Below are 21091 nucleotides of genomic sequence, written 5' to 3'. Positions count from 1 at the left end.
AATTACACAAAGTTTTAAAGTTTACAAAGTGTTGTTGGTAAGGTTCGGCCGCAGTTTATTAGCCCAAGGGAGGGCTCTTTGTGGGGGGGAAGGCGTGTATGATGGTGCGCTTTGACTGTCTGGAGAGTCGTTATGTTTCAGCTTGAGATTGAGCCCCGTTTCTGTGATACCGACGCCCTGGGTCACATCAGCAATACCGCCTTTCCTGTCTGGTTTGAGCAGGCACGCAAGCCCATCTTTGAGATCTTTCACCCGAATCTGGATGTGAAAACCTGGCCGCTCATCATCGCCCGGATCGAGCTGGATCTGCTGGCCCAGAGTTATTGGCACATGCCGGTGGAGGTGCGGACCGGCATCGGCAAGATTGGCAATTCATCGTTCAATGTCGTTCAGGAGGCATGGCAGGATGGCAAGCAGATTGCCCGAGGCACGGCGGTAATGATTCATTTCGATTACACCAACGAAAAAGCGCTGCCGATCCCGGATGATATTCGTGAAAAACTCGTCCAACACCTCGTTGCCTGAGGCTTTGTCCTTGCGCTCAGCGGCTGGCTGAGCGCAGTTCCCGCAGTAATTCATCGCCGGCCCAGCGGCGCCGGCTCTGTTCGCAGGCATGGACCAGCTCTGTCAGGCGTTGGTTTGCCGGCGCCTTCTTCCCCAGAGAATTGGCCAGTTTCACCACTTCTCCGTTAATCCAGTCCACTTCCGTTGGACGTCCTGCCTCAAGATCCTCCCACATCGATGAGCGAGCGATAGGGTCGATGGCCAGCATTTTCTGGGCAACCCTCTGGAACAGCCAGTTGGGAAGGCTCATCACCTTCGGGATCAGTGACATGGGGATAGCGGTAAGCTGGACTGTGTCGATTTTGGCCATGTCCAGTAGTGCCAGGGTTTCCTTCTGCGCCAGGGCCAGGCAAAGCCGGTAATTCCGGTCAGACAATTCTTCCAGCAACGGCACATTCGACAGGGCGTTGATCGGGTTGTTGAGGTTCAGTAATAACTTGGACCACATGACCGAGGTCATGTCTTCCCTCAGTTCGAGCGCCAGCCCGCAGCTTTCGAAGGCGGATAGAAATGGTTCCAGGCAAGCGTGTTTCTCCGCCATCAGATGGCCCTCGGTGCCATGGTGGAAGTGCCCGGGGGTTTTCTGCAGCACGTTAAAAGGAATCATGCCTGCGAAAACCCGGGCGTCGGGTAGTTGTGAGCGCAGGGTTTCGACGTTCGATATACCATTCTGCAGGCTGATAACGGGCGTGCCGGGGCGCAGGTATTTGGCGAGGGTTTTTCCTGCCTCTGCGCTGGCTGCTGACTTGACGGTGACCAGCACCAGGTCTGCATCGGCGGCCACGGAGGCGTCTTCTGTAAAAAGGTCGGGCCCAAGCTGGGTTTCGAAATGGAAGCCCTCGTAGTCAGTCAGAACCAGGGGGGATTCGTCGAACACCTGTCGCAAGCGAGGGCGGCCGATCATAACCACTTCCGCACCGCCGGACATCAGTCGCCCGCCGACATAGCAGCCCACGCTACCGGCACCGAATATCAAAATCCGAGGAGGCTGAGAGGGTTGATTGGGGGATTGGTTGGTCATACGGTGCGAACTCTTTGTTGGTATTTGTTGGATGGCGGACAGTGATTCTGGATCCCGGATTCGCTCTCTGACTATTTCGTAAGCCAGATCAGTCCACTAAGGTAGATTTCTCGTTCATACTCTATCCGTTCCGGTGCTGCTGCAACCGTTAAAAATTTTACGTTTCGAATGATTGGGGGTAACCAGTGTCGATCGTCCGTGGTGCAGGTATTTTGCTGTTGGGGTTATGGTTGTTGGCGGGTTGCGACTCTGACACCGAGCGTGGCTCCAATAATGAGGCGCACCAGAATGCAGCAACCTCAAATGCTCGTGCACTGGAATTTTCCATTGATCTCGACGAGGCCCAGATGGACTGGGTTGGTGCCCAGGTATTTAAGAACGAATGCGCCGGCCAGTTGAAATGTCTCGTGCACTGGAATAAGGGGGAACCTTTCCCATCCCTTGGTATCGGGCATTTCATCTGGTACCCCGCAGGGGTCGAAGAGCGTTTCGTCGAGAGCTTTCCCGCGCTGATCCAATACATGCATCAGCGGCAGGCCTCGGTTCCGGACTGGTTGCGGGAACTCGATGAGTTCGATGCGCCCTGGCCAGACCGGGAGACCTTTCTTGCAGCACAGGACTCTGCCGAGGTTGCCCAGTTGAGGGAGTTTCTGGCGGGCACCCAGGGGATTCAGGCCGAATTCATCGTTGAGCGCGCGAGCCGATCACTGGCAAAGGTGGTTGCGGCAGCGCCTGAAAGTCAGCGTGAGGCCGTATCCAACCGCCTGAAGGGGCTCACGTCGACGCCGGGTGGGCTTTACGCGGTGATCGACTATGTGAATTTCAAAGGTGAGGGGCTTTCACCCGACGAGCGATACAGCGGGCAGGGGTGGGGATTGCTGCAGGTATTGCTGGCAATGGAAGAGCAGAATCAGGGTGCGTCGGTGTTGGAAAAGTTTCGCGGGGCTGCCGACCAGGTTCTTACCCGCCGTGCCGAAAATGCGCCTCAGGACATCGAGCGAGACCGCTGGTTACCGGGCTGGAGGAAGCGTTTGCAGACCTATCGTGAGCCTGCGGAGATGTTTTAATCACTTCGAGAATTCTAAAAAACTGGTTTTTATTCCCGATTTTGTTCTACCTTGTAAAAGTGGTCTTTCAATTTGGCTCATAACAAGGCATGGTACTGCCGTGCGCGCACCATGAGAGTGCGTTTTTGTACGGATGTACCAGTCTGAGCAGAAGCTTTAGACCGGTCTACATAAAAATAAGTCAATTAAATCAATAAACTACAAGGTTTGGCACGCAATCCGCTTACGGCGGTTGCGCAACACAAACTGACGTTTGGAGATCCAAATAATGATGAAAACGAAATCGATTGCCCTGGGAATGGCGCTTGCCGCTGGCACTTTTGCAGCCAGTAACGTTATGGCTGCAACCACGCTGGAAAACGTGAAGGAAAAAGGCCATGTGCAGTGCGGCGTGACCAACGGTCTGCCGGGCTTCTCCCAGCCAGATTCCGAAGGTAACTGGACGGGCATTGATGTCGATACTTGCCGCGCGATTGGCGCTGCAATCTTTGGCGATGCTAAACACGTAGAATTCACTCCGCTGACTGCCAAGGAGCGTTTCACCGCCCTGCAGTCCGGCGAAATCGACGTGCTGTCCCGTAACACTACCTGGACTCTGACACGTGACGCTTCCCTGGGCCTTAACTTTGCCGGCGTAAACTACTACGACGGTCAGGGCTTTATGGTGAACAAGGACATCGGTGTTTCTGACGCCACTGAGCTGGATGGCGCGACTGTATGTATCCAGTCCGGTACCACCACCGAGCTGAACCTGTCTGACTACTTCCGTGCCAAAGGTATGGAATTCAAGCCAATCGTATTCGATACCTCTGAGCAGACCGTGCAGGGCTTCTCTGCAGGTCGTTGTGACGTTCTGACTTCTGACCGTTCTCAGCTGGCTGCTCTGCGCTCCAAGCTGGCCGATCCGAGCTCAGCCATTATCCTGCCGAACACCATCTCCAAGGAGCCTCTGGGTCCTGTAGTCCGTCAGGGCGACGACCAGTGGTTCAACCTGGTTAAGTGGGTTCTCAACGTGCAGATCAACGCGGAAGAGCTGGGCGTAAGCAGCGAAAACGTTGATGACATGCTGAAGTCCGACAACCCGAACATCCAGCGTCTGCTGGGCTCTGACGGTAACCTGGGTGAGATGTTGGGTCTGCAACACGACTTCGGCTACCAGGTTATCAAGCACGTTGGTAACTACGGCGAAATGTACGAGCGCAACGTAGGCCCGAACACTCCGCTGGGTCTGGACCGTGGCGTTAACAACCTGTGGAACAACGGTGGCGTTCTGTACGCTCCCCCTGTTCGCTAAAACCTGAAAGCACGGGAGGGCGCTCCTCATGAGGGGGCGCCCTTTGTTATCTCTGAGTAGTGAACCGCAGGGAAGCTTTCCAGGAACTCCCATGAAGACTGAAACGATTACTCAAGCAAACGGGTCAAAACCCGCAGGGCCCAAGCCCTGGTATGATCCCCGGGTTCGATCCATCTTCTTCCAGATCGTCGCCATTGCCCTGGTATTCTGGGGCGGCTGGACGCTGGTTGATAACACACTCTCCAACATGGAGAGCCGCGGGATCAGCACCGGTTTTGGATTCCTCGAAGAATCTGCCGGTTTCGGCATTATCATGAGTCTGGTGCCTTATGATGCCACCATGTCCTACGGCCGCACCTTCTTGGTGGGTCTGACCAACACCCTGCTGGTATCAGCGATGGGTGTGGTTGCTGCTACCATCCTCGGTTTCATCATCGGTGTCGCTCGTCTGTCCAGCAACTGGCTGGTGGCGAAGCTCGCACTGGTGTATGTCGAGGTGATTCGTAACATTCCTCTGCTGCTGCAGATCTTTTTCTGGTATTTCGCCGTCCTCGCTGCGCTGCCGTCTCCCCGGCAAAGCGTTGAGGTGGGGGGCTCAGCCTTTCTCAATAACCGGGGCCTGTATGTGCCAGATCCTGTCACTCAGGATGGCTTTGGCCTGGTATGGGGCGCTATCGCCGTTGCGATCGCTGCGGTTATTGGCCTTCGCATCTGGGCCAAAAAGCGCCAATTGGCGACAGGCAAGATTTTCCCGACGTTCAAAGTTGGGGTGTCCATCTTGGTGCTGCTGCCAGTGCTGGCCTATTTCGTGGCTGGAAGCCCGCTGGAGTGGGATGTGCCTGCCCTGAAGGGCTTTAACTTCCGTGGTGGTATCACCATTATTCCGGAGCTCGCAGCGCTCTGGCTTGCGTTGTCCTTGTACACTGCGAGCTTCATTGCGGAAATCGTCCGTTCCGGGATCCTGTCGGTCAGTAAGGGACAGACGGAAGCCTCCAAAGCCCTGGGTTTGCCAAACAGCCTTACTCTTCGTCTGGTCGTGATTCCCCAGGCTATGCGAGTCATCATTCCGCCACTGACCAGTCAGTACCTGAACCTGGTTAAGAACTCTTCGCTGGCAACCGCTATCGGTTATCCAGACCTGGTTGCGGTATTCATGGGTACAACCCTCAATCAGACGGGTCAGGCCGTTGAGGTGGTCGCCATTACCATGGCGGTGTATCTCACCATCAGTCTGCTGATCTCCCTGTTCATGAATATTTACAACCGAGCTGTGGCGATTAAGGAGCGATGATGACTGAGTCAACCATGAAACCACCCAAGAAGACTCTCGGTCCGGTCGCCTGGATGCGGGAGCACCTGTTCTCGTCCTGGTACAACACACTGTTGACGCTGCTCATCGGTTACGTCCTGGTGACCTCGCTTGGGCCGCTGCTGAGCTGGCTGTTCTTCGATGCCAACTTCGCCGGAACTGGTCCGGAAAGTTGCACCGGGGCGGGTGCCTGCTGGGTGTTCGTCAGTGAGCGACTGAACTTCTTTATCTACGGGTTCTACCCGGATGACCAGCAATGGCGCGTGGATGTGATGTTCATCCTGCTGGCTGTTGCCTTTGTGCCCCAGTTCATTGAAGGCTTCCCAGGCCGCAAGTGGCTGGGCATTTTCGGTATGACCGGCTTGCCCCTGATTGGCTACTTCCTGATCCCGGGTGGTTCTTTTGGCCTCGAAGAGGTTCCGAGCACCAAGTGGGGCGGGCTGATGCTGACCCTGATCCTGGCCTATATCGGTATTCTGGCGTCGTTGCCAATTGGTACCCTGCTGGCACTGGGGCGTCGGTCGGACATGCCGATCATCCGTGGTCTATGCGTGGTCTTTATCGAAGTCTGGCGTGCGGTTCCGTTGATTACCGTATTGTTCATGGCTTCGGTCATGCTGCCGCTGTTCTTGCCGGAAGGTGTGAACTTCGAAAAGCTGTCTCGTGCGTTGATTGGTATCACGCTGTGGCAGTCTGCCTACATGGCCGAAGTTATCCGTGGTGGTCTTCAGGCCATCCCGCGTGGACAGTACGAAGCGGCTGACGCGCTTGGTCTCGGATACTGGAAGAAAATGGGGCTGGTCATTCTGCCTCAGGCTCTGAAGCTGGTTATTCCAGGGATCGTGAATACCTTTATTTCCCTGTTCAAGGATACAACGCTGGTGTTGATTATCGGTCTGTTTGACGTGCTGGGTGCTGTCCAGTCAACGATTACAGACCCGGCTTGGCAAAATGTTGCCTCCGAAGGCTACGTATTTGTCGCCTTCTGTTTCTGGGTCTTCTGCTTCGGCATGTCCCGTTACAGCCAGAATCTTGAACGAAAACTCGACACCGGTCATAAAACCTGATGGGTAATCCAATGACAGAACAATCCCAAACTCCTGAAACTGTGTCTTCTCCTCAGGGTGTAGCAGGTGAGAGCTCACCGATCATCAAGGTTGAAGGCATGCACAAGTGGTACGGTGACTTTCACGTACTGCGGGACCTGAATCTGGACGTCAAGCAGGGCGAGCGTATCGTAATCTGCGGCCCGTCCGGCTCTGGTAAGTCTACGTTTATTCGATGCATCAACCGGCTGGAAGAGCACCAGCAGGGCAAGATCATCGTCGACAATGTGGAGCTGACCGATGACATTCGTCAGATCGACACCGTGCGTCGTGAAGTGGGCATGGTATTCCAGCACTTCAATCTGTTTCCGCATCTGACGGTGCTTGAAAACTGCTGCCTCTCCCCTATGTGGGTTCGCAAGATCCCGCGTAAGGAAGCAGAAGCGACGGCTATGGAATACCTTGAGCGGGTGAAGATCCCGGACCAGGCGCACAAGTTCCCGGGGCAGCTCTCTGGTGGTCAGCAGCAGCGTGTAGCGATCGCTCGTGCTCTGTGTATGAAGCCGAAGATCATGTTGTTCGATGAGCCAACGTCCGCACTTGACCCTGAGATGATCAAGGAAGTGCTGGATGTTATGATCGAGCTGGCTGGCAGTGGCATGACCATGTTGTGTGTAACGCATGAGATGGGCTTCGCCAAGACGGTTGCCGACCGGGTTATCTTCATGGATGCGGGTGAAATCGTAGAGGAGGCTCCGCCTCACGAGTTCTTCACCAATCCTCAGGAACCGAGGACGCAGAAGTTCCTTAAGCAGATTCTGCAGCACTAAGAAAAAAGGCCGGGCAATTGCCCGGCCTTTTTCGTTCAGGGGAGTGGATTATTGAGCCGTTGTCACTAGAGCGGATAACTCTCAAGAACCGGGTCCTTGCCTTCCTCCACAGTCAGCCACCATACATGAGTGTGCCAGTCACCCAGGACGATTCGCTGAGCCGGCTTTCCGTTGGCCTCAATGTCGTGTTTGGCTGGCCTGTGCGTATGGCCATGAATCATCCGTTGAACGCCATGGGCTTCCAGTTCCCGGACTACTTCCTCCGGCGTCACGTCCATGATGCTTTCCTGCTTGCCCTGATTTTTGGCCATGCTGATTTCCCTAAGCTGGCGGGCCATCTGCTGGCGGTCTGCCAGGGGACGCTGCAGTATCATTTGCTGCCACTGGGGATTGCGCATGTTGGCTCGGAACTTCTGGTACTCCACATCCCTGGTGCACAGGCTGTCGCCGTGCATCAGCAGGGTAGAGGTGCCGTAAAGGTCCACCACGGTTGGATCATCCAGCAAGGTGGCGCCGGCCCGGCTGCAGAACTCATGGCCAATCAGGAAGTCCCGGTTGCCGTGCATCAGGAAGATCTGTGTGCCGCTCTCGTTCACAGCCCGAAGGGCCTCGGCTACCTGCTCCTGAAGATGGGTCCGTTCATCGTCACCAATCCAGGCTTCGAAGAAGTCGCCGAGAATGTACAGGCTGTCGATGCCGTAGGCCTTGTCCTTCAGAAATTCCAGAAAGGCATCTGTGATGTCAGGCCGCGACTCCTCGAGGTGCAGGTCGGAAATAAACAGCGTGGTCACGCCGCGCCTCCGTCCTCCAGAACTTCCGCCTTTTCGATCACGACGTCGTCGTGCGGTACATCCTGGTGCCCTGCGCGCATGGTGGTGCGAACAGCGCGGATCTTGTTCACGGTGTCCATGCCTTCGACGACCTTGCCGAACACGCAGTAGCCCCAGCCTTCGGTGTTTTCGGCGGTGTGGTCCAGGAAGCCGTTGTTTTCAACGTTGATGAAGAACTGGGCGGTTGCCGAGTGCGGGTCCATGGTGCGGGCCATGGCGATTGTGCCCTGCATGTTGCTCAGGCCGTTGTTGGCTTCGTTCTTGATCGGCTCGCGGGTTTTGCGGGGCTGCATGCCTGGCTCGAAGCCGCCGCCCTGGATCATGAAGTTGCTGATGACACGGTGAAAAATCAGGCCATCATAGAATCCGTCGCGAACATACTGCTCGAAGTTTTTGGCGGTTTCCGGCGCCTTGTCGTGGTCGAGTTCGAGCTTGATGTCGCCAAGGTTGGTTTTCAGCAGAATCATCAGGGATACCTGTTCAAAGTGATGTGCACAAAGATGAGCGCATTATTGTACGCAAGAGTTTCCAGCGATGCATGAGTCCGGGCGGGATTTGTGAGTATAATAGCCGGTTTCTGATCCACCTCCTTTTGCAGAGAACTTATGAGCGCCGAATCGAAGAAAGCCCATAACTTTATTCAGAGCCTGATCGAAGACGCCATCGCCAAAGGCGAGCACACCGGTAATGTAGTTACCCGTTTTCCGCCGGAGCCCAATGGATACCTGCACGTTGGCCATGCCAAGTCCATTTGCCTGAACTTCGGGATCGCGGAAACCTTCGGCGGAGAATGTAACCTGCGGTTTGACGACACCAATCCCGAAAAAGAAAGTCAGGAGTACATTGACTCCATCAAGAAGGACGTGGAATGGCTGGGTTACGAGTGGGCTGGTGATATCCGGTTCGCGTCCGACTACTTCGATGTTCTGTACACCTTTGCGGAAGAACTCATTGAGAAGGGCAAGGCTTATGTCTGCGCTCTGACCGCAGACGAAATGGCGGAATACCGTGGTTCCCTGAAAGAGCCTGGCCGTAACAGCCCCTACCGTGACCGTCCGGTAGAGGAAAACCTGCAACTGTTCCGCGATATGCGGGCGGGCAAGTATCAGAATGGTGAACTGGTGTTGCGGGCCAAGATTGATATGGCGTCCCCGAACATCAATATGCGGGATCCGATTCTGTACCGGATTCGCTACGCCGACCATCACCAGACCGGCGACAAGTGGTGCATCTATCCGATGTACGACTTTACCCACCCGATCTCCGACGCGATGGAAGGCATTACCCATTCCCTGTGTACGCTGGAGTTTGAAGACCATCGTCCGCTCTATGACTGGGTTCTGGAAAACGTCTCAGTGCCGTGTCAGCCGCGCCAGATCGAATTCGCGCGCCTGAACCTCAACTACACCATCACCAGCAAGCGTAAGCTCAAGCGTCTGGTGGATGAGGGCCATGTGGACGGATGGAATGACCCGCGCATGCCGACCATCTCCGGCATGCGCCGTCGAGGCTACACGCCCGACTCTATCCGAGCGTTCTGCGACATGGTTGGCGTGAACAAGGCAGGTGGTACCGTTGATGTCGGCATGCTGGAGTTTGCCATCCGGGAAGACCTGAACGCCCGGGCTCCGCGCGCCATGTGTGTGATGCGTCCGTTGAAAGTGACGCTGACCAACTATCCGGCCGACGAAACTGAAACCCTGGTATTGCCGGTGCATCCCCAGAATCCGGAGATGGGCGAGCGGGAGGTGACCTGGAGTCAGACCCTCTACATCGACCGTGAAGATTTCGTGGAAGAGCCGCCCCGCAAATGGAAGCGTCTGGCCCCCGATCAGGCAGTGCGCCTGCGCGGTGGCTATGTGATCACCTGTCGGGAAATCATCCGTGATGACAATGGCGAGATTGTTGAGCTCAAGTGTGAGTACGATCCGAAGACCCTGGGAGTGAACCCGGAAGGCTATAAGCCCAACGGCGTCGTGCACTGGGTGTCTGCCACCGACAGCGTGGAAGCGGACATCAATGTGTATGACCGCCTGTTCAACCACGAATCCCCGGACAGCGACAAGGACGGGGATTTTGTCGACCACCTGAACCCGGAATCCCTGGTGGTGCTCAAGGGCGCCCGTGTTGAAAAGGGCCTGGCGGAGCCGAGAGCGGACATCCCGTATCAGTTCGAGCGTGAAGGCTATTTCTTCTGCGATCAGGAACTGACTGTTGAAACCGGTCGTCCGGTCTTTAACCGCACCGTAACTCTGCGCGATTCCTGGGGTAAGGGGGGCAAGTGATCCGTATTTACAACACGCTCACACAGCAAAAGGAAGAATTCCAGCCCATCGAGCCCGGCAAGGTACGCATGTACGTGTGCGGCATGACCGTGTACGACTACTGCCATCTTGGGCATGCCCGGGTCCTGGTATCGTTCGATGTGATCACCCGTTACCTGCGTCATTGTGGGTACGACGTGCACTACGTTCGCAACATCACGGATATTGATGACAAGATCCTCCGCCGGGCCGACGAAAATGGCGAGGTCTTTACCGACCTGACCGACCGTATGATCGAGGCCATGCACGAGGATGAAGCCCGGTTGGGTGTGTTGTCTCCAACCGAAGAGCCCCGCGCTACTGCGTATATCGACGAAATCATCGCGATGATCCACAAGCTGGTGGCCAGCGGGCACGCATACTCGGCGGACAACGGTGATGTTTACTTTGCCGTGGACTCGTTCGATGAGTACGGCAAGCTGAGCAAGAAAAAGCTCGAGGATCTGGTCGCTGGCGCCCGCATCGATGTTCGCGAAGCCAAGCGCAGCCCCGCTGATTTCGCGTTGTGGAAAGCAGCGAGTGAAGGCGAAGTGAGCTGGTCCTCACCTTGGGGTGAGGGGCGCCCTGGCTGGCACATCGAGTGTTCCGCCATGTCCACCTGCTGCCTCGGGGATACCTTTGATATTCATGGTGGCGGACCGGATTTGTTGTTCCCCCACCATGAGAACGAAATCGCTCAGTCAGAGTGTGCAACGGGGCAAGAGTTTGCCCGGACATGGATGCATGCCGGCGCGATTCGCGTGAACAAAGAGAAAATGTCTAAATCCCTGGGCAATTTCTTCACCATTCGAGAAATCCTCGAAAGCTACCCGGCGGAAGTGGTGCGCTACTTCCTGGTGTCCAGTCACTACCGCAGCCAGGTGGACTACTCGGAGGAAAATCTGGCCGAGGCAGGGCGCAGCCTCACGAAACTCTATCTGGCGCTGCGCGGGGTTATGCCGTCCAAGGCGGGGGTGGTCCCTGAAACCGAGCACGACCGCCGTTTTATGGAAGTCATGAACGACGACTTCAATACCGCGGGGGCCATCTCGGTCCTTCATGCCGTGGCCAATGACATCAACCAGCAGCGTCGTGAAGGTCGGGAAGATGAGGCCAAGCATAGTGCCGCCGTGCTGGTGCGCCTGGGTTCCATTCTCGGACTTCTGCAGCAGGATCCGGAAGCCTTTCTTCAGGCGGACACGGGCGGTGAATTGAGTGCGGAGGACATTGAAGGACTTATACAGGCCCGGGCAGATGCCCGCAAGAACCGTGACTTTGCAGAAGCCGACCGCATCCGGGATGAGCTCGCAGATAAAGGCATTATTCTGGACGATTCCCGGGAAGGCACGACCTGGCGCAGGGCATAGCGGCCGGTGTCAGCGCTTCGATTGCCGTGGTGTAAGGGTGGGCATGACCTCATAGGCGTTTTCCCTTACAATGCGGCCCTCAAATTAGAAATAGACGGTCCCCCTCCGTGCGTTTGCGCGGAGGAGGCCACCGGAAACATCACCCATTGAGGCAGACAACGATGACAGAACGCGTACAAATCGGCGGCATTCAGGTCGCGAAGAATCTGTATGATTTCGTGAATAATGAAGCGATTCCGGGAACCGGTGTCGATGCGGACAAATTCTGGGCCGAGTTCGACAAGATCGTTAACGAGCTGGCTCCGCGCAACCGCGAACTGTTGGCCAAGCGTGACGCGATCCAGGAAAAGATGGACAGCTGGAATCGTGACCACAAAGGTCAGAAGCTGGACATGGCTGAATACAAGGCCTTCCTGAAAGACATCGGTTACCTCGTTGACGAGCCCGCAGATTTCAAAATCTCCACCTCCAATGTTGATCCGGAAGTCGCCACCATGGCCGGCCCACAGCTGGTGGTACCGATCATGAACGCCCGCTTTGCCCTGAACGCCGCCAATGCCCGCTGGGGTAGCCTTTATGACGCGCTGTACGGCACCGATGCCATCTCTGAAGAGGGTGGTGCGGACAAAGGGCCTGGCTACAACCCGGTTCGCGGAGCCAAGGTGATCGAGTGGGCCCGTAATCTGCTGGACAGCTCTGCGCCGCTGGCTTCTGGTAGCCACAAGGACGCCGCCAAGTATTCTGTTGAAGGTGGCAAGCTGGCTGTTAAATTGCAGAACGGCGCAACCACTGGCCTGAAAGATGAGTCCGGTTTCGTGGGCTACACCGGTGCGGCTGACGCGCCGACAGGGGTACTGCTGGTGAAGAACGGCATGCACTTCGAAATTCAGATCGACGCCAGCCATCCGATTGGCAAAGACGATGGAGCCAACGTTAAAGACGTTCTGATGGAGTCTGCACTGACCACCATCATGGACTGCGAAGACTCGGTTGCGGCCGTTGACGCAGACGACAAGGCGCTGGCGTACCGCAACTGGCTCGGCTTGATGAAGGCCGACCTGGAAGAAACCTTTGAAAAGGGCGGCAAGCAGCTCACCCGTAAGATGAACGGCGACCGCACCTACACCGCTGCTGACGGCAGCGAGCTCGCTCTGAAGGGCCGCAGCCTGATGTTTATCCGTAACGTGGGTCACCTGATGACCAACCCGGCGATTCTGCTGAGCGACGGTTCTGAAGTGCCTGAAGGTCTGATGGATGGTCTGGTGACGTCTCTGATCGCGATCCACGATCTGAAGGGTAACAGCAAATTCCAGAACAGCACCAAGGGTTCTGTTTACATTGTTAAGCCCAAACAGCACGGTCCCGAAGAAGTGGCCTTCACCAACGAATTTTTCGGTCGTGTGGAGGACGCTCTGGGTCTGCCGCGCTTCACCCTGAAAGTGGGCATCATGGATGAAGAGCGTCGCACTACCGTTAACCTGAAGGCCTGTATCCACGCTGCGAAAGAGCGTGCGGTGTTCATCAACACCGGGTTCCTCGACCGCACCGGTGACGAGATGCACACCTCCATGGAGCTGGGTCCCTTTATCCGCAAGGGTGAAATGAAGCAGGCAGCCTGGATCAATGCTTACGAGCAGTGGAACGTGGACATTGGTCTGGAAACTGGTTTCCGTGGCGTCGCCCAGATTGGTAAGGGTATGTGGGCCATGCCGGACCTGATGGCTGGTATGCTGGAAGCCAAGATCGGCCACCCGAAGTCGGGCGCCAATACCGCGTGGGTTCCGTCTCCGACCGCTGCAACCCTGCACGCCACTCACTATCACCAGGTGAGCGTGGCTGACGTTCAGAAGGATATCGAGAGCCGCGCCCGTGCCAGCCTCGACGACATCCTGACCGTGCCGGTCATGGAAGATCCGAGCGCCCTGAGCGCGGAAGAAATCCAGCAGGAGCTGGATAACAACGCACAGGGTATCCTGGGCTACGTGGTTCGCTGGGTGGATCAGGGCGTTGGTTGCTCCAAGGTTCCGGACATCAACAACGTGGGCCTGATGGAAGACCGCGCGACTCTGCGTATTTCTTCCCAGCTGCTGACCAACTGGCTGTACCACGGTATCTGCACCGAAGCGCAGATCGAAGAGACCATGAAGCGCATGGCGGCAGTGGTTGATCAGCAGAACGCTGGTGACCCGGCTTACCGCAACATGGCCCCGAACTTTGACGACAGCGTGGCCTTCCAGGCAGCGATGGATCTGATCCTGAAGGGTCGTGAGCAGCCAAACGGCTACACAGAGCCGCTGCTGCACGCGTACCGTCTTAAGGCGAAGGCCAAGTTTGGTGGCTAAGTAGCCCTTCCTTATCGGAACAGGCTGAAAAAAGGGCCGGTGGATTTGTCCACCGGCCCTTTTGCTTTAACGGATGTGAGCTTGGCCCTCAAGAGCCCTGTCGGATCATGGGGCAGGGTAGGAAGGGGAGGACCTAGAGTAGTTCACGCACCTGCTCCAGATGCTGGGCTATCTCCTCTTGATCAGGTTCTAGTTCCAGGGCTTTTTCGATCTGCTCCGCAGCGGCCTGGTGTTGGCCGTCCAGATGTAGAATCCAGCCATAGGTGTCCAGAACAGCGGCACTATTGGGCGCCAGTTCGGCAGCCCGCGAAGCAAGTTTCAGTGCCCGGCTCCGATCGCTCTCGCGGAGTATCCAGGCCAGATTGTTCATCGCGGTGACGTTGTTGTCCTGCAGTTCCAACACTCTTTCGTAATGGTCCGCTGCCTCGTCCTGACTACCACTTTGAAGCAGGATGTCGCCACGCCTGAGGTGTGCGGCAGGGCTGTTCGGCGCTTTGGTTACCCACTCCAGGCTTAACTGACCGGCATCTTCTGACTGCGTTGCTTGGGAAACGCTGACGAGGTAGGCCAGCGAGTCCAAATCTCCGGTTTGCTCATAGTGAGAGGACAGAAGTTTGATCGCATCATCCGGCCGCTGATCTCTCAGCATTAAGCCTGCCTGCGCTCTGACGGTGATGCTTTGTTTGCCGAATGTGTTCTCCACATCTCTCAGAGTATCCCGAGCATGCTGGGCGCCTTTTTCCAGTTCAGCGATCCGGACCGGAATCAGGGCGAGGTTGATATTATCTGGCTGAAGGGCGATGGCCTCTGTAATCTTGGTGCGAGCGGTCTCAAAATCTTCCGAAATCAACGCCTGCCTTGCCTCAGCCGCCAAAAGATTCGCTGTTGTTTGTTGGATGAAACTGTGGTTGTCGGGTTGGGTTTTGAGGAGATCCGACGCTTCTGCCAGGTTACCTTCGCGAATATTGATCTGTGCGACCAAGCCAACGGCCAGGGGTTCAAGCTCACTGTGCTGCTGCCCCAGCGTCGCCAGCCAGCTCTTCACGTCTTCTGGCGTGCGATCCTGCGCGTACAGGCGCGATGTCTGCAACAGTGGACCGACATCGTTGGGGTTTAAGCGCACTACCTCGACCATCGTTCCCACGGCTTTGTCCTTTTCCCCGTTACGTAGGTACGTGCTGGCCAGAGCTCTCAGTCCGGGTTGCCAGTCCGGGTTGGCTTTCACGAGGGCCTCTAACCGCTCGGTTGCGGCTGATTGATTATTGAGTCGGGCGTCCGCCATGCTGGCAAGAAGCAGTGCCTGGCGGTCCTCCGGATAACCGTTGAGTAAGGAGTCTCGAATTTCTTCGGCTTCGGTTTTAGCCTCGGTACTGAGCAGAAAGTCTAGGTAATAGGCTGTCGTAATCCAGTCGTCAGGAGCCTTGGTAAAAGCCGTGCGCAGGTTGCTGAGCGCCTGATCAGGCTCGTCATTTTGCTGGAAGTGGCGCGCCAGTGCGAGGTGCAGGCGAGTGTTTTCGGGGGTAAGGCGGATGGCCTTGGTCAGGCTTTCGATCCCCGCGTCGTGGTGGTCAGGGATGTTCAGTGCGAGGATGCCATGCATAGCCAGGAGTTCTGAGGTATTTGGGCGGGCTTCAATCGCGCGCTCCAGAGTTTTCAGGGCTTCCTCGCGCTCCCCTGCGTCGACCTGAGCAACGGTTGCGGCTCGAATAAGCGGCGTAGATGCTGTCTCCGGGTCCAGATTTTCTGTCAGCAGCTGAACACCCTCATCGAGTTCTCCGGTGCTGGCACTCAGTGCACCCAGCATGAGGGCAATCTGTTCGTTATCGGGGCTGGCTGTTAGCAGGTCACGTAACTGGGCTTTGGCTGTTTCCACTTGTCCTTCTTTCACGGCAGACATAGCCGCTTCGAACTGTTCTTGCACGGCGGTATTCGTGTTCTCCGCAAGAATATTGTTGTAAATCTGTGCTTCTGTGATCCGGCCCTGAGCGGTTAATACTTGAGAAAGAGCTGTCAGAATGTTTCTTCGAATTGGCAGAAATATATCGGCGGTTGGTACGACCGAGACTGCATCGGTCAGTGTTGCTGCGGCTTGTTCCATTTCGCCCAGTTGGTACTGTGCAAGTGCTTTCCAGTAAAGTACTACCGGCTCCGGTTCGTTAGTTTCGAGCCATTCGTTTGCGGTTTTGACGGCTTCGTCAAACTGCTGCGCTCCCAATTTTGACTTAACCAGGCCTTCGACGGCGTCAACATTGGACGGGTTGCTTTCACTGAGTTGCTGGAAAAGTACGATGGCTTCTTCAAACTCGCCACGCTGACGAAGAGCTTCAGCCTGAATGAGTGACACTTCCAGTTGTTCGCTCTCTGACGCAGGCGTGAACTTGGCCAGTGTTTCCGTCGCTGATAAGTGCTTCCCTTGGCTTACGTATGCGCGAGCCAGTGTGAGAGTGACGGCTTCTTTGTGGTCTTCGAACCATGGCTCAAGGAGAACTGCGGCGTCCTTCGAGGCACCGGCGTCGAGATATAAGTTGGCTAGCCGAAGCACGTGGTCGACATTACCCGGCTCAGCCTGGATGGCATTCCTTACTTCGATAAAAGCAGAGCGGAACTGTCCCTGCTTGGCGTAGGTTTCGGCGCGAGTTATGTGTGAACTTGCATCTGACGTGGTGGACTGCTCATTACACCCGGTCAGGTGCGTGAGTGTCAGTAAAAGGCTGCCAAACAGGATGGTCTTCGATAATGAGCTCAAATTCCTTTTTTTTATTTTCATTTTCCCTTCTCCTTGGCCTGTGCTAGTTATGAGCCATCAGCAGTGAATGGGGCATCATTCCCTGGGGCATCTCAAAGTCTTGTTGAGTGTTCCCTGGTTCAAGCCTTACCGGTTGACTGCCGTTGCCTGATCAGCGTTTACCCAACGGCTTGACATTTTCGCCAGGCACGGTGGCATCGTCACTATGTGGTTGATCTTCCGGGAACGCTTTTGCCAGTCTGGACTCGATTCTTTCAAGAGCGTCGGCTATACGCACAAGAGCGTTCACTGTTGCATGTGATTCCAGCTCGCCGGAGCTTCTGGAGCCTGTCGTATCTTGAAACTTTTCCGCTTCAGAAAGCCGCAAGGTCGGAGGTTCTGGAAAGTCCTCCTCCCCGAGTAAATCCTTGCGAATGCTCTTCAAATCGTGAGGATCGATGAAAGGGCGATCTTCCGAGTAGGCGCACATCATCATTCCGTCACACAGCTTGTTGATAAGCCTCGGAATGCCCTGGCTAAGCTTGTGGATTTCACGAACGGTATCTTCATCGAACAGCTTGTTGCCGCCGTGTCCGGAAACAAGCAGGCGATAATCGATGTATTCGGCCGTTTCAGTCTGGGTCAGCCCTTCAAGATGAAAGAACAGTTTGACTCGTTGGGCCAGCTGGGGGATGGCGGTAACCGCTTGCTTGAGTTCGGGCTGACCCAGAAGAATAACCCGCATGGCGGGGCCGCCCATGTTGTCCATCGATGTCAGCATGCGGATGTCTTCCAGATTTTCACGAGACAGGTTCTGGGCCTCGTCAATCGCCAGAACAACAGGCGTGCCAGCAGCAACCATTCGCTCTAGATATTCGGTGATCTGAAACAGCATGGACACCTTGCTATCGTCCTCAATCTTAACGCCTGCCTTTCGCAGTATCAGTCCAAACAGATCCCTCGATTCCAGGTTGGTGTAAGAAATATTAAGGAGCTTCAGGTCGGCATCGAGGCTTCGGATGGTTTTCTTGAGGAGGGTGGTTTTGCCAGAACCAATTTCGCCGCTGATGACTACAAATCCTTCGGATGACCAGATTGCCGAGGACATATACACATAAGCCCGGGAGTGTTGCCGGCTCATGTAGATAAAATCATCTTCCGGAGTGATTCGGAATGGGTGTCGGTGTAGACCGAAGAATTCCAAGTACATCGTCAGTTCCTTCGACGGCGTTTTTGCGCCAGAAAGATCAGATGATGGTAACGCGTCCGACCATCATCTCCAGCCTCAGGCAAAGATGATCCCCTATGAGACCATCCTCCGTGTGTCGAAAAATATCTGGGCTCAGCAAGTGGGCCCGCTCCCAGTCTGATCCCGTCCCACAGCACAGTAGTCTCACCCAGTAATAGTGGGAACACAACGGAGTCTGTATTGAAAGTGGTACAACACATTGACGTAATGTAATCTTGATCACAAAAAGATACAAATCGATTGAGATTGGTTTCGCCTGGGCGCAGAATATGGTCATACCAAATATGTAGCGACAGATGACTTTTTAAGTCTGTCGCGGAGGGTTGGTGTGTTGCGATTTGGCAAACAGACCACGGGGAAGAACATGGCGGCAGGGAAGTTGCGTAGTGTGTCGTGCAGAGGGGTTCGTGAGTTTTACGTTGCTATTCTTGATCTGATGCTTTCTGTATTTGGGCCTGACATTTTGGTGTTGACGGCCCGCTGTCGGAAGGTATTTCTTGCAAGTCTGATTTCTTTGGCTGCCTCTGCCCGGGCTGTACTTATTATTTTTCTGCGGCCGAACTTTTTGAAGAATTTAGGAACAGACCCGATGGTTGGGTTTGTGGCTGTTGCTCGGCCGCTGTCTTCTTATGGGAGCTGCCGGGTAACTCAGCAGTCGCTGCAAGTCACTGATCAGGGAAGAGTCTAGATGGATATTCAATTCATTCTCGATATGCTCCGCGCTGTAAAGCTCGAGTTATACCGGCACAAGTTTGTTGTGGCGATCATTTTCATGCTGGTTACGGCAAGCGTGTTGTCGCTGGGCTACATAATGCCCAAGACCTATACCTCTCGGGCGGTCTTGTATGCTGATCAATCCAACATTCTCCAGCCGCTACTCAGGGGTAAAGCTGAAGTAACGCAGATAGACCGCATCAATGAAGCCCGGGAGATGCTGCAAAGCCGGACTTTCCTTGAGCAGGTTTCGCGGGATACGGGGCTTATCACCGGTGGTGAATCGGATGCAGTGCGCAACAGGAAAATCAATACTCTGCGAGATGACATTAATATTCGTGTGTCCAATCAGAATTTTCTTGAATTGAGTTATACCAGCGAGAGTCCCGAGAAATCTTTTAAGGTTCTGAGTGCGGTTCTTGATTGGTTTGTGGAACGAACGGTACAGAAAAAACGTTCCGAAAGTCAGGGGGCATTTCAGTTCATTGACTCTCAGGTGAAATCCTACCAGCGTCAGTTAGAAGCAGCTGAGCAGCGTTTGAAGGAATTTAAGACAGCCAATCAAGACGGTACCGAGAGTAGCGTGCTTGCGCGGATTGAAAAACTCCGTGATGAGATTGAAAGCCTTAAGCTTGAAATCCAGCAAACTGAATCCGAAGTTCAGCTCACCCGTCGCCAGCTCAATCATGAAGAGCCTGTTCTTCGTATCACGGTGGATCCCGGTAAGTCTGCTGCGGAACAGCAACTGGTCATGATGCGTCAGGCCCTGGACTCTGCCTTGTTGAAATATAGCGAACTCCATCCGGATGTTATCAATATCCGTTCCCAGATCGCTGACCTTGAGAATCGAATTTCCACGGAGACTGACGACGACCGGGAAGGAAGCGTTGTCGAAGTTCTGGAAAACCCGGTTTACGAAAACCTGAAAATTCATCTTTCGGACAGCACAACCCAGTTGACCGTCCAGAAAAATCGTCTGGCATCGCTCGAACGCCTTCTCGAAGACGGATACGAGCGTTCCGAGCGTGTGGCAGAGAACGAGGCGGAGCTTGCCGAGCTCACACGGGACTACGATGTAACCCGAGAAGTCTATGAGGACATGCTACAGCGTCGTGAAGCGGCCCGATTATCAATGACCCTGGACGTGCAGGGCGAGGGCGTGAGTTACAAAATCCAGGAACCGGCCTCTTACCCCGCTACTTGGGATGGTCTTCAATTGCATGAGATAGGCCTTGCTGGGCCCTTCCTTGGCAGTGCTGCTGTGCTGGGCCTGCTAGTAATGCTGGTGATGTTTGATCAGCGGGTACGGTCCCCCAGAGCGCTTCAAATGGCTGTGCCGGAGTCCATCTCGGTTCTTACAACCATTCCCCATTACCGCAGTACCTGGAAAGACAGTTTGTTGCGAAAGGATGTCCTGTTCACGGTGATCCTTCTGACGGTGTTCATGGCAGCCTATATGGCCGTATTACTCTTCAGCGTTTTGGGGATGGCTCCAGAACAACTGATGGAACAGGTGAGCGTGATGGCTGGATTTGGGAGCGACTGATGGACGACAGCAAACTCTATAATGCGCTTCTGAAAAGCCAGGATGAGCGCCAGCAAGTCAACCGCAGTCGCGATGTGTCCAGTGCCCAGGAGGGTGGGCGGACAGAGAAACCTCACTCTGCCTCTGATGGTGGAAATCCCAATTGGGTTAAGGTGGATACAGGTGAGTCTGCGGGCATGCAAGCCCCTGAAATTTACGACCCTTCGGTATCTCTGGCGCTCATCAGCAATCCCCGGCCCTGGTCTCGGGAACAGCTTCGGGAACGGAAAATCATCTACTCAGGCATGCCTGATAAAGAGGTGATGGACGCCTATCGGGAGCTGCGAATCCAGCTCCGTAAGCGTGCCGGAGAAGGTAACTTTGCTGTGATGTTCAGCAGTCTTGGCAAGAGTTCAGGCGGAATTTTGACCGCTTTTAACCTCGCTACGGCCTTTGCTCTGGATTCACATACATCTGCGCTGCTTGTGGACTGTGATCCCCATAGCGACGAGCTGGCTGGTCTTGTTTCCGTTCCCATGGATGCTGGAGTCACTGATTTCGTGGCTGATCGATCACAAACCGTAAAGTCCATTATCTATCCGAGCGGTGTTGAGCGGCTTTCGGTCATCCCGGCCGGAACCCAGGCTTCTTCTGCGGTTGAGCTGTTCTCTTCTGTACGCATGCGGGAATTGTTGTCCGAGTTGAAGAACCGTTATCCGGATCGGTGCATTGTTCTGAATGCACCACCTTTTCGTATAAGTGCGGAAGCACGGATTCTGGAACGGTTTGCCGATCAGATTGTTTTCGGTGTTCCGTTTGGAGAGGTGACGGGGCAAGTCATCACTGAATCGGTAGACGCACTGGGGTCTGACAAGTTCTCTGGCTTGGTTTTTCAGGAGTAACCC

General features: G+C 55.1%; 16 protein-coding genes. 11 read left to right on the top strand and 5 right to left on the bottom strand.

Annotation, left to right across the window (positions count from 1 at the left end; translation table 11 throughout):
- The first annotated feature begins 132 nt into the window (after positions 1-132).
- Positions 133-525: an acyl-CoA thioesterase gene (locus tag QVZ43_RS12840; RefSeq protein ID WP_302910244.1), complete on the top strand. Its 393-nt coding sequence runs from the start codon at positions 133-135 to the stop codon at positions 523-525.
- A 16-nt stretch (positions 526-541) separates the two neighbouring features.
- On the opposite strand, the gene QVZ43_RS12835 is transcribed toward QVZ43_RS12840, so the two are convergent.
- Positions 542-1585, bottom strand: coding sequence for a 2-dehydropantoate 2-reductase (locus QVZ43_RS12835; RefSeq protein ID WP_302910243.1), 1044 nt, complete (start codon positions 1583-1585; stop codon positions 542-544).
- 185 nt (positions 1586-1770) lie between these two features.
- Here QVZ43_RS12835 and QVZ43_RS12830 point away from each other — a divergent pair, with 185 nt between their 5' ends.
- The 5 genes from QVZ43_RS12830 to QVZ43_RS12810 all read left to right on the top strand — a co-directional run bounded on the left by QVZ43_RS12830 (position 1771) and on the right by QVZ43_RS12810 (position 7131).
- On the top strand, positions 1771-2652 hold the full coding sequence (locus tag QVZ43_RS12830; protein WP_302910242.1) for a hypothetical protein: 882 nt from the start codon (positions 1771-1773) through the stop codon (positions 2650-2652).
- A gap of 268 nt (positions 2653-2920) precedes the next feature.
- Entirely contained in the window at positions 2921-3946 is a 1026-nt protein-coding gene (locus QVZ43_RS12825; protein ID WP_411722638.1) for an amino acid ABC transporter substrate-binding protein, read from the top strand.
- 91 nt (positions 3947-4037) lie between these two features.
- The gene (locus QVZ43_RS12820; RefSeq protein WP_223793176.1) at positions 4038-5237 is read left to right on the top strand and encodes an amino acid ABC transporter permease; all 1200 of its coding nucleotides are present in this window, start codon (positions 4038-4040) and stop codon (positions 5235-5237) included.
- Positions 5237-6322, top strand: coding sequence for an amino acid ABC transporter permease (locus tag QVZ43_RS12815; RefSeq protein ID WP_223793177.1), 1086 nt, complete (start codon positions 5237-5239; stop codon positions 6320-6322). Before QVZ43_RS12820 ends, QVZ43_RS12815 begins: the two co-directional genes overlap by 1 nt.
- 11 nt (positions 6323-6333) lie before the next feature.
- Entirely contained in the window at positions 6334-7131 is a 798-nt protein-coding gene (locus QVZ43_RS12810) for an amino acid ABC transporter ATP-binding protein (protein WP_420890917.1), read from the top strand.
- A gap of 65 nt (positions 7132-7196) precedes the next feature.
- Here QVZ43_RS12810 and lpxH read toward each other — a convergent pair whose 3' ends face one another.
- Together lpxH and QVZ43_RS12800 are read right to left on the bottom strand one after the other, a co-directional pair.
- Positions 7197-7922 (bottom strand): UDP-2,3-diacylglucosamine diphosphatase, encoded by a 726-nt coding sequence (lpxH, locus tag QVZ43_RS12805; RefSeq protein ID WP_302910241.1) that lies wholly within the window; start codon positions 7920-7922, stop codon positions 7197-7199.
- Positions 7919-8428: a peptidylprolyl isomerase gene (locus QVZ43_RS12800; RefSeq protein ID WP_223793179.1), complete on the bottom strand. Its 510-nt coding sequence runs from the start codon at positions 8426-8428 to the stop codon at positions 7919-7921. The genes lpxH and QVZ43_RS12800 overlap by 4 nt, the downstream gene beginning before the upstream one ends.
- 138 nt (positions 8429-8566) lie before the next feature.
- Between QVZ43_RS12800 and QVZ43_RS12795 the strand changes: the two genes are divergently transcribed.
- From QVZ43_RS12795 to QVZ43_RS12785, 3 genes are all read left to right on the top strand, one after another.
- A complete protein-coding gene (locus QVZ43_RS12795) occupies positions 8567-10246 on the top strand; it encodes a glutamine--tRNA ligase/YqeY domain fusion protein (RefSeq protein WP_302910240.1) in 1680 nt (559 codons plus the stop codon).
- Entirely contained in the window at positions 10243-11631 is a 1389-nt protein-coding gene (gene cysS, locus QVZ43_RS12790; RefSeq protein WP_302910239.1) for a cysteine--tRNA ligase, read from the top strand. Before QVZ43_RS12795 ends, cysS begins: the two co-directional genes overlap by 4 nt.
- Positions 11632-11792: 161 nt before the next feature.
- Positions 11793-13973, top strand: a complete 2181-nt coding sequence (locus QVZ43_RS12785; protein WP_302910238.1) for a malate synthase G — start codon at positions 11793-11795, stop codon at positions 13971-13973.
- Positions 13974-14106: 133 nt separating this feature from the next.
- Here QVZ43_RS12785 and QVZ43_RS12780 read toward each other — a convergent pair whose 3' ends face one another.
- Together QVZ43_RS12780 and QVZ43_RS12775 are read right to left on the bottom strand one after the other, a co-directional pair.
- Positions 14107-16740, bottom strand: coding sequence for a tetratricopeptide repeat protein (locus QVZ43_RS12780; protein ID WP_302910237.1), 2634 nt, complete (start codon positions 16738-16740; stop codon positions 14107-14109).
- Between the two features lie 130 nt (positions 16741-16870).
- A complete protein-coding gene (locus tag QVZ43_RS12775) occupies positions 16871-17908 on the bottom strand; it encodes an ExeA family protein (RefSeq protein WP_302910236.1) in 1038 nt (345 codons plus the stop codon).
- Positions 17909-18635: 727 nt separating this feature from the next.
- On the opposite strand from QVZ43_RS12775, the gene QVZ43_RS12770 reads away from it, so the two are divergent.
- Positions 18636-20207, top strand: coding sequence for an XrtA system polysaccharide chain length determinant (locus QVZ43_RS12770; RefSeq protein WP_302910235.1), 1572 nt, complete (start codon positions 18636-18638; stop codon positions 20205-20207).
- Complete coding sequence (locus tag QVZ43_RS12765) at positions 20207-21088, top strand: P-loop NTPase family protein (RefSeq protein ID WP_302910234.1); 882 nt, start codon at positions 20207-20209, stop codon at positions 21086-21088. The genes QVZ43_RS12770 and QVZ43_RS12765 overlap by 1 nt, the downstream gene beginning before the upstream one ends.
- The last annotated feature ends 3 nt before the right edge of the window (positions 21089-21091 follow it).

This window comes from Marinobacter suaedae, assembly GCF_030519635.1.
GTDB lineage: Bacteria > Pseudomonadota > Gammaproteobacteria > Pseudomonadales > Oleiphilaceae > Marinobacter > Marinobacter suaedae.
This window is presented reverse-complemented; position numbering and strand designations above follow the sequence as displayed.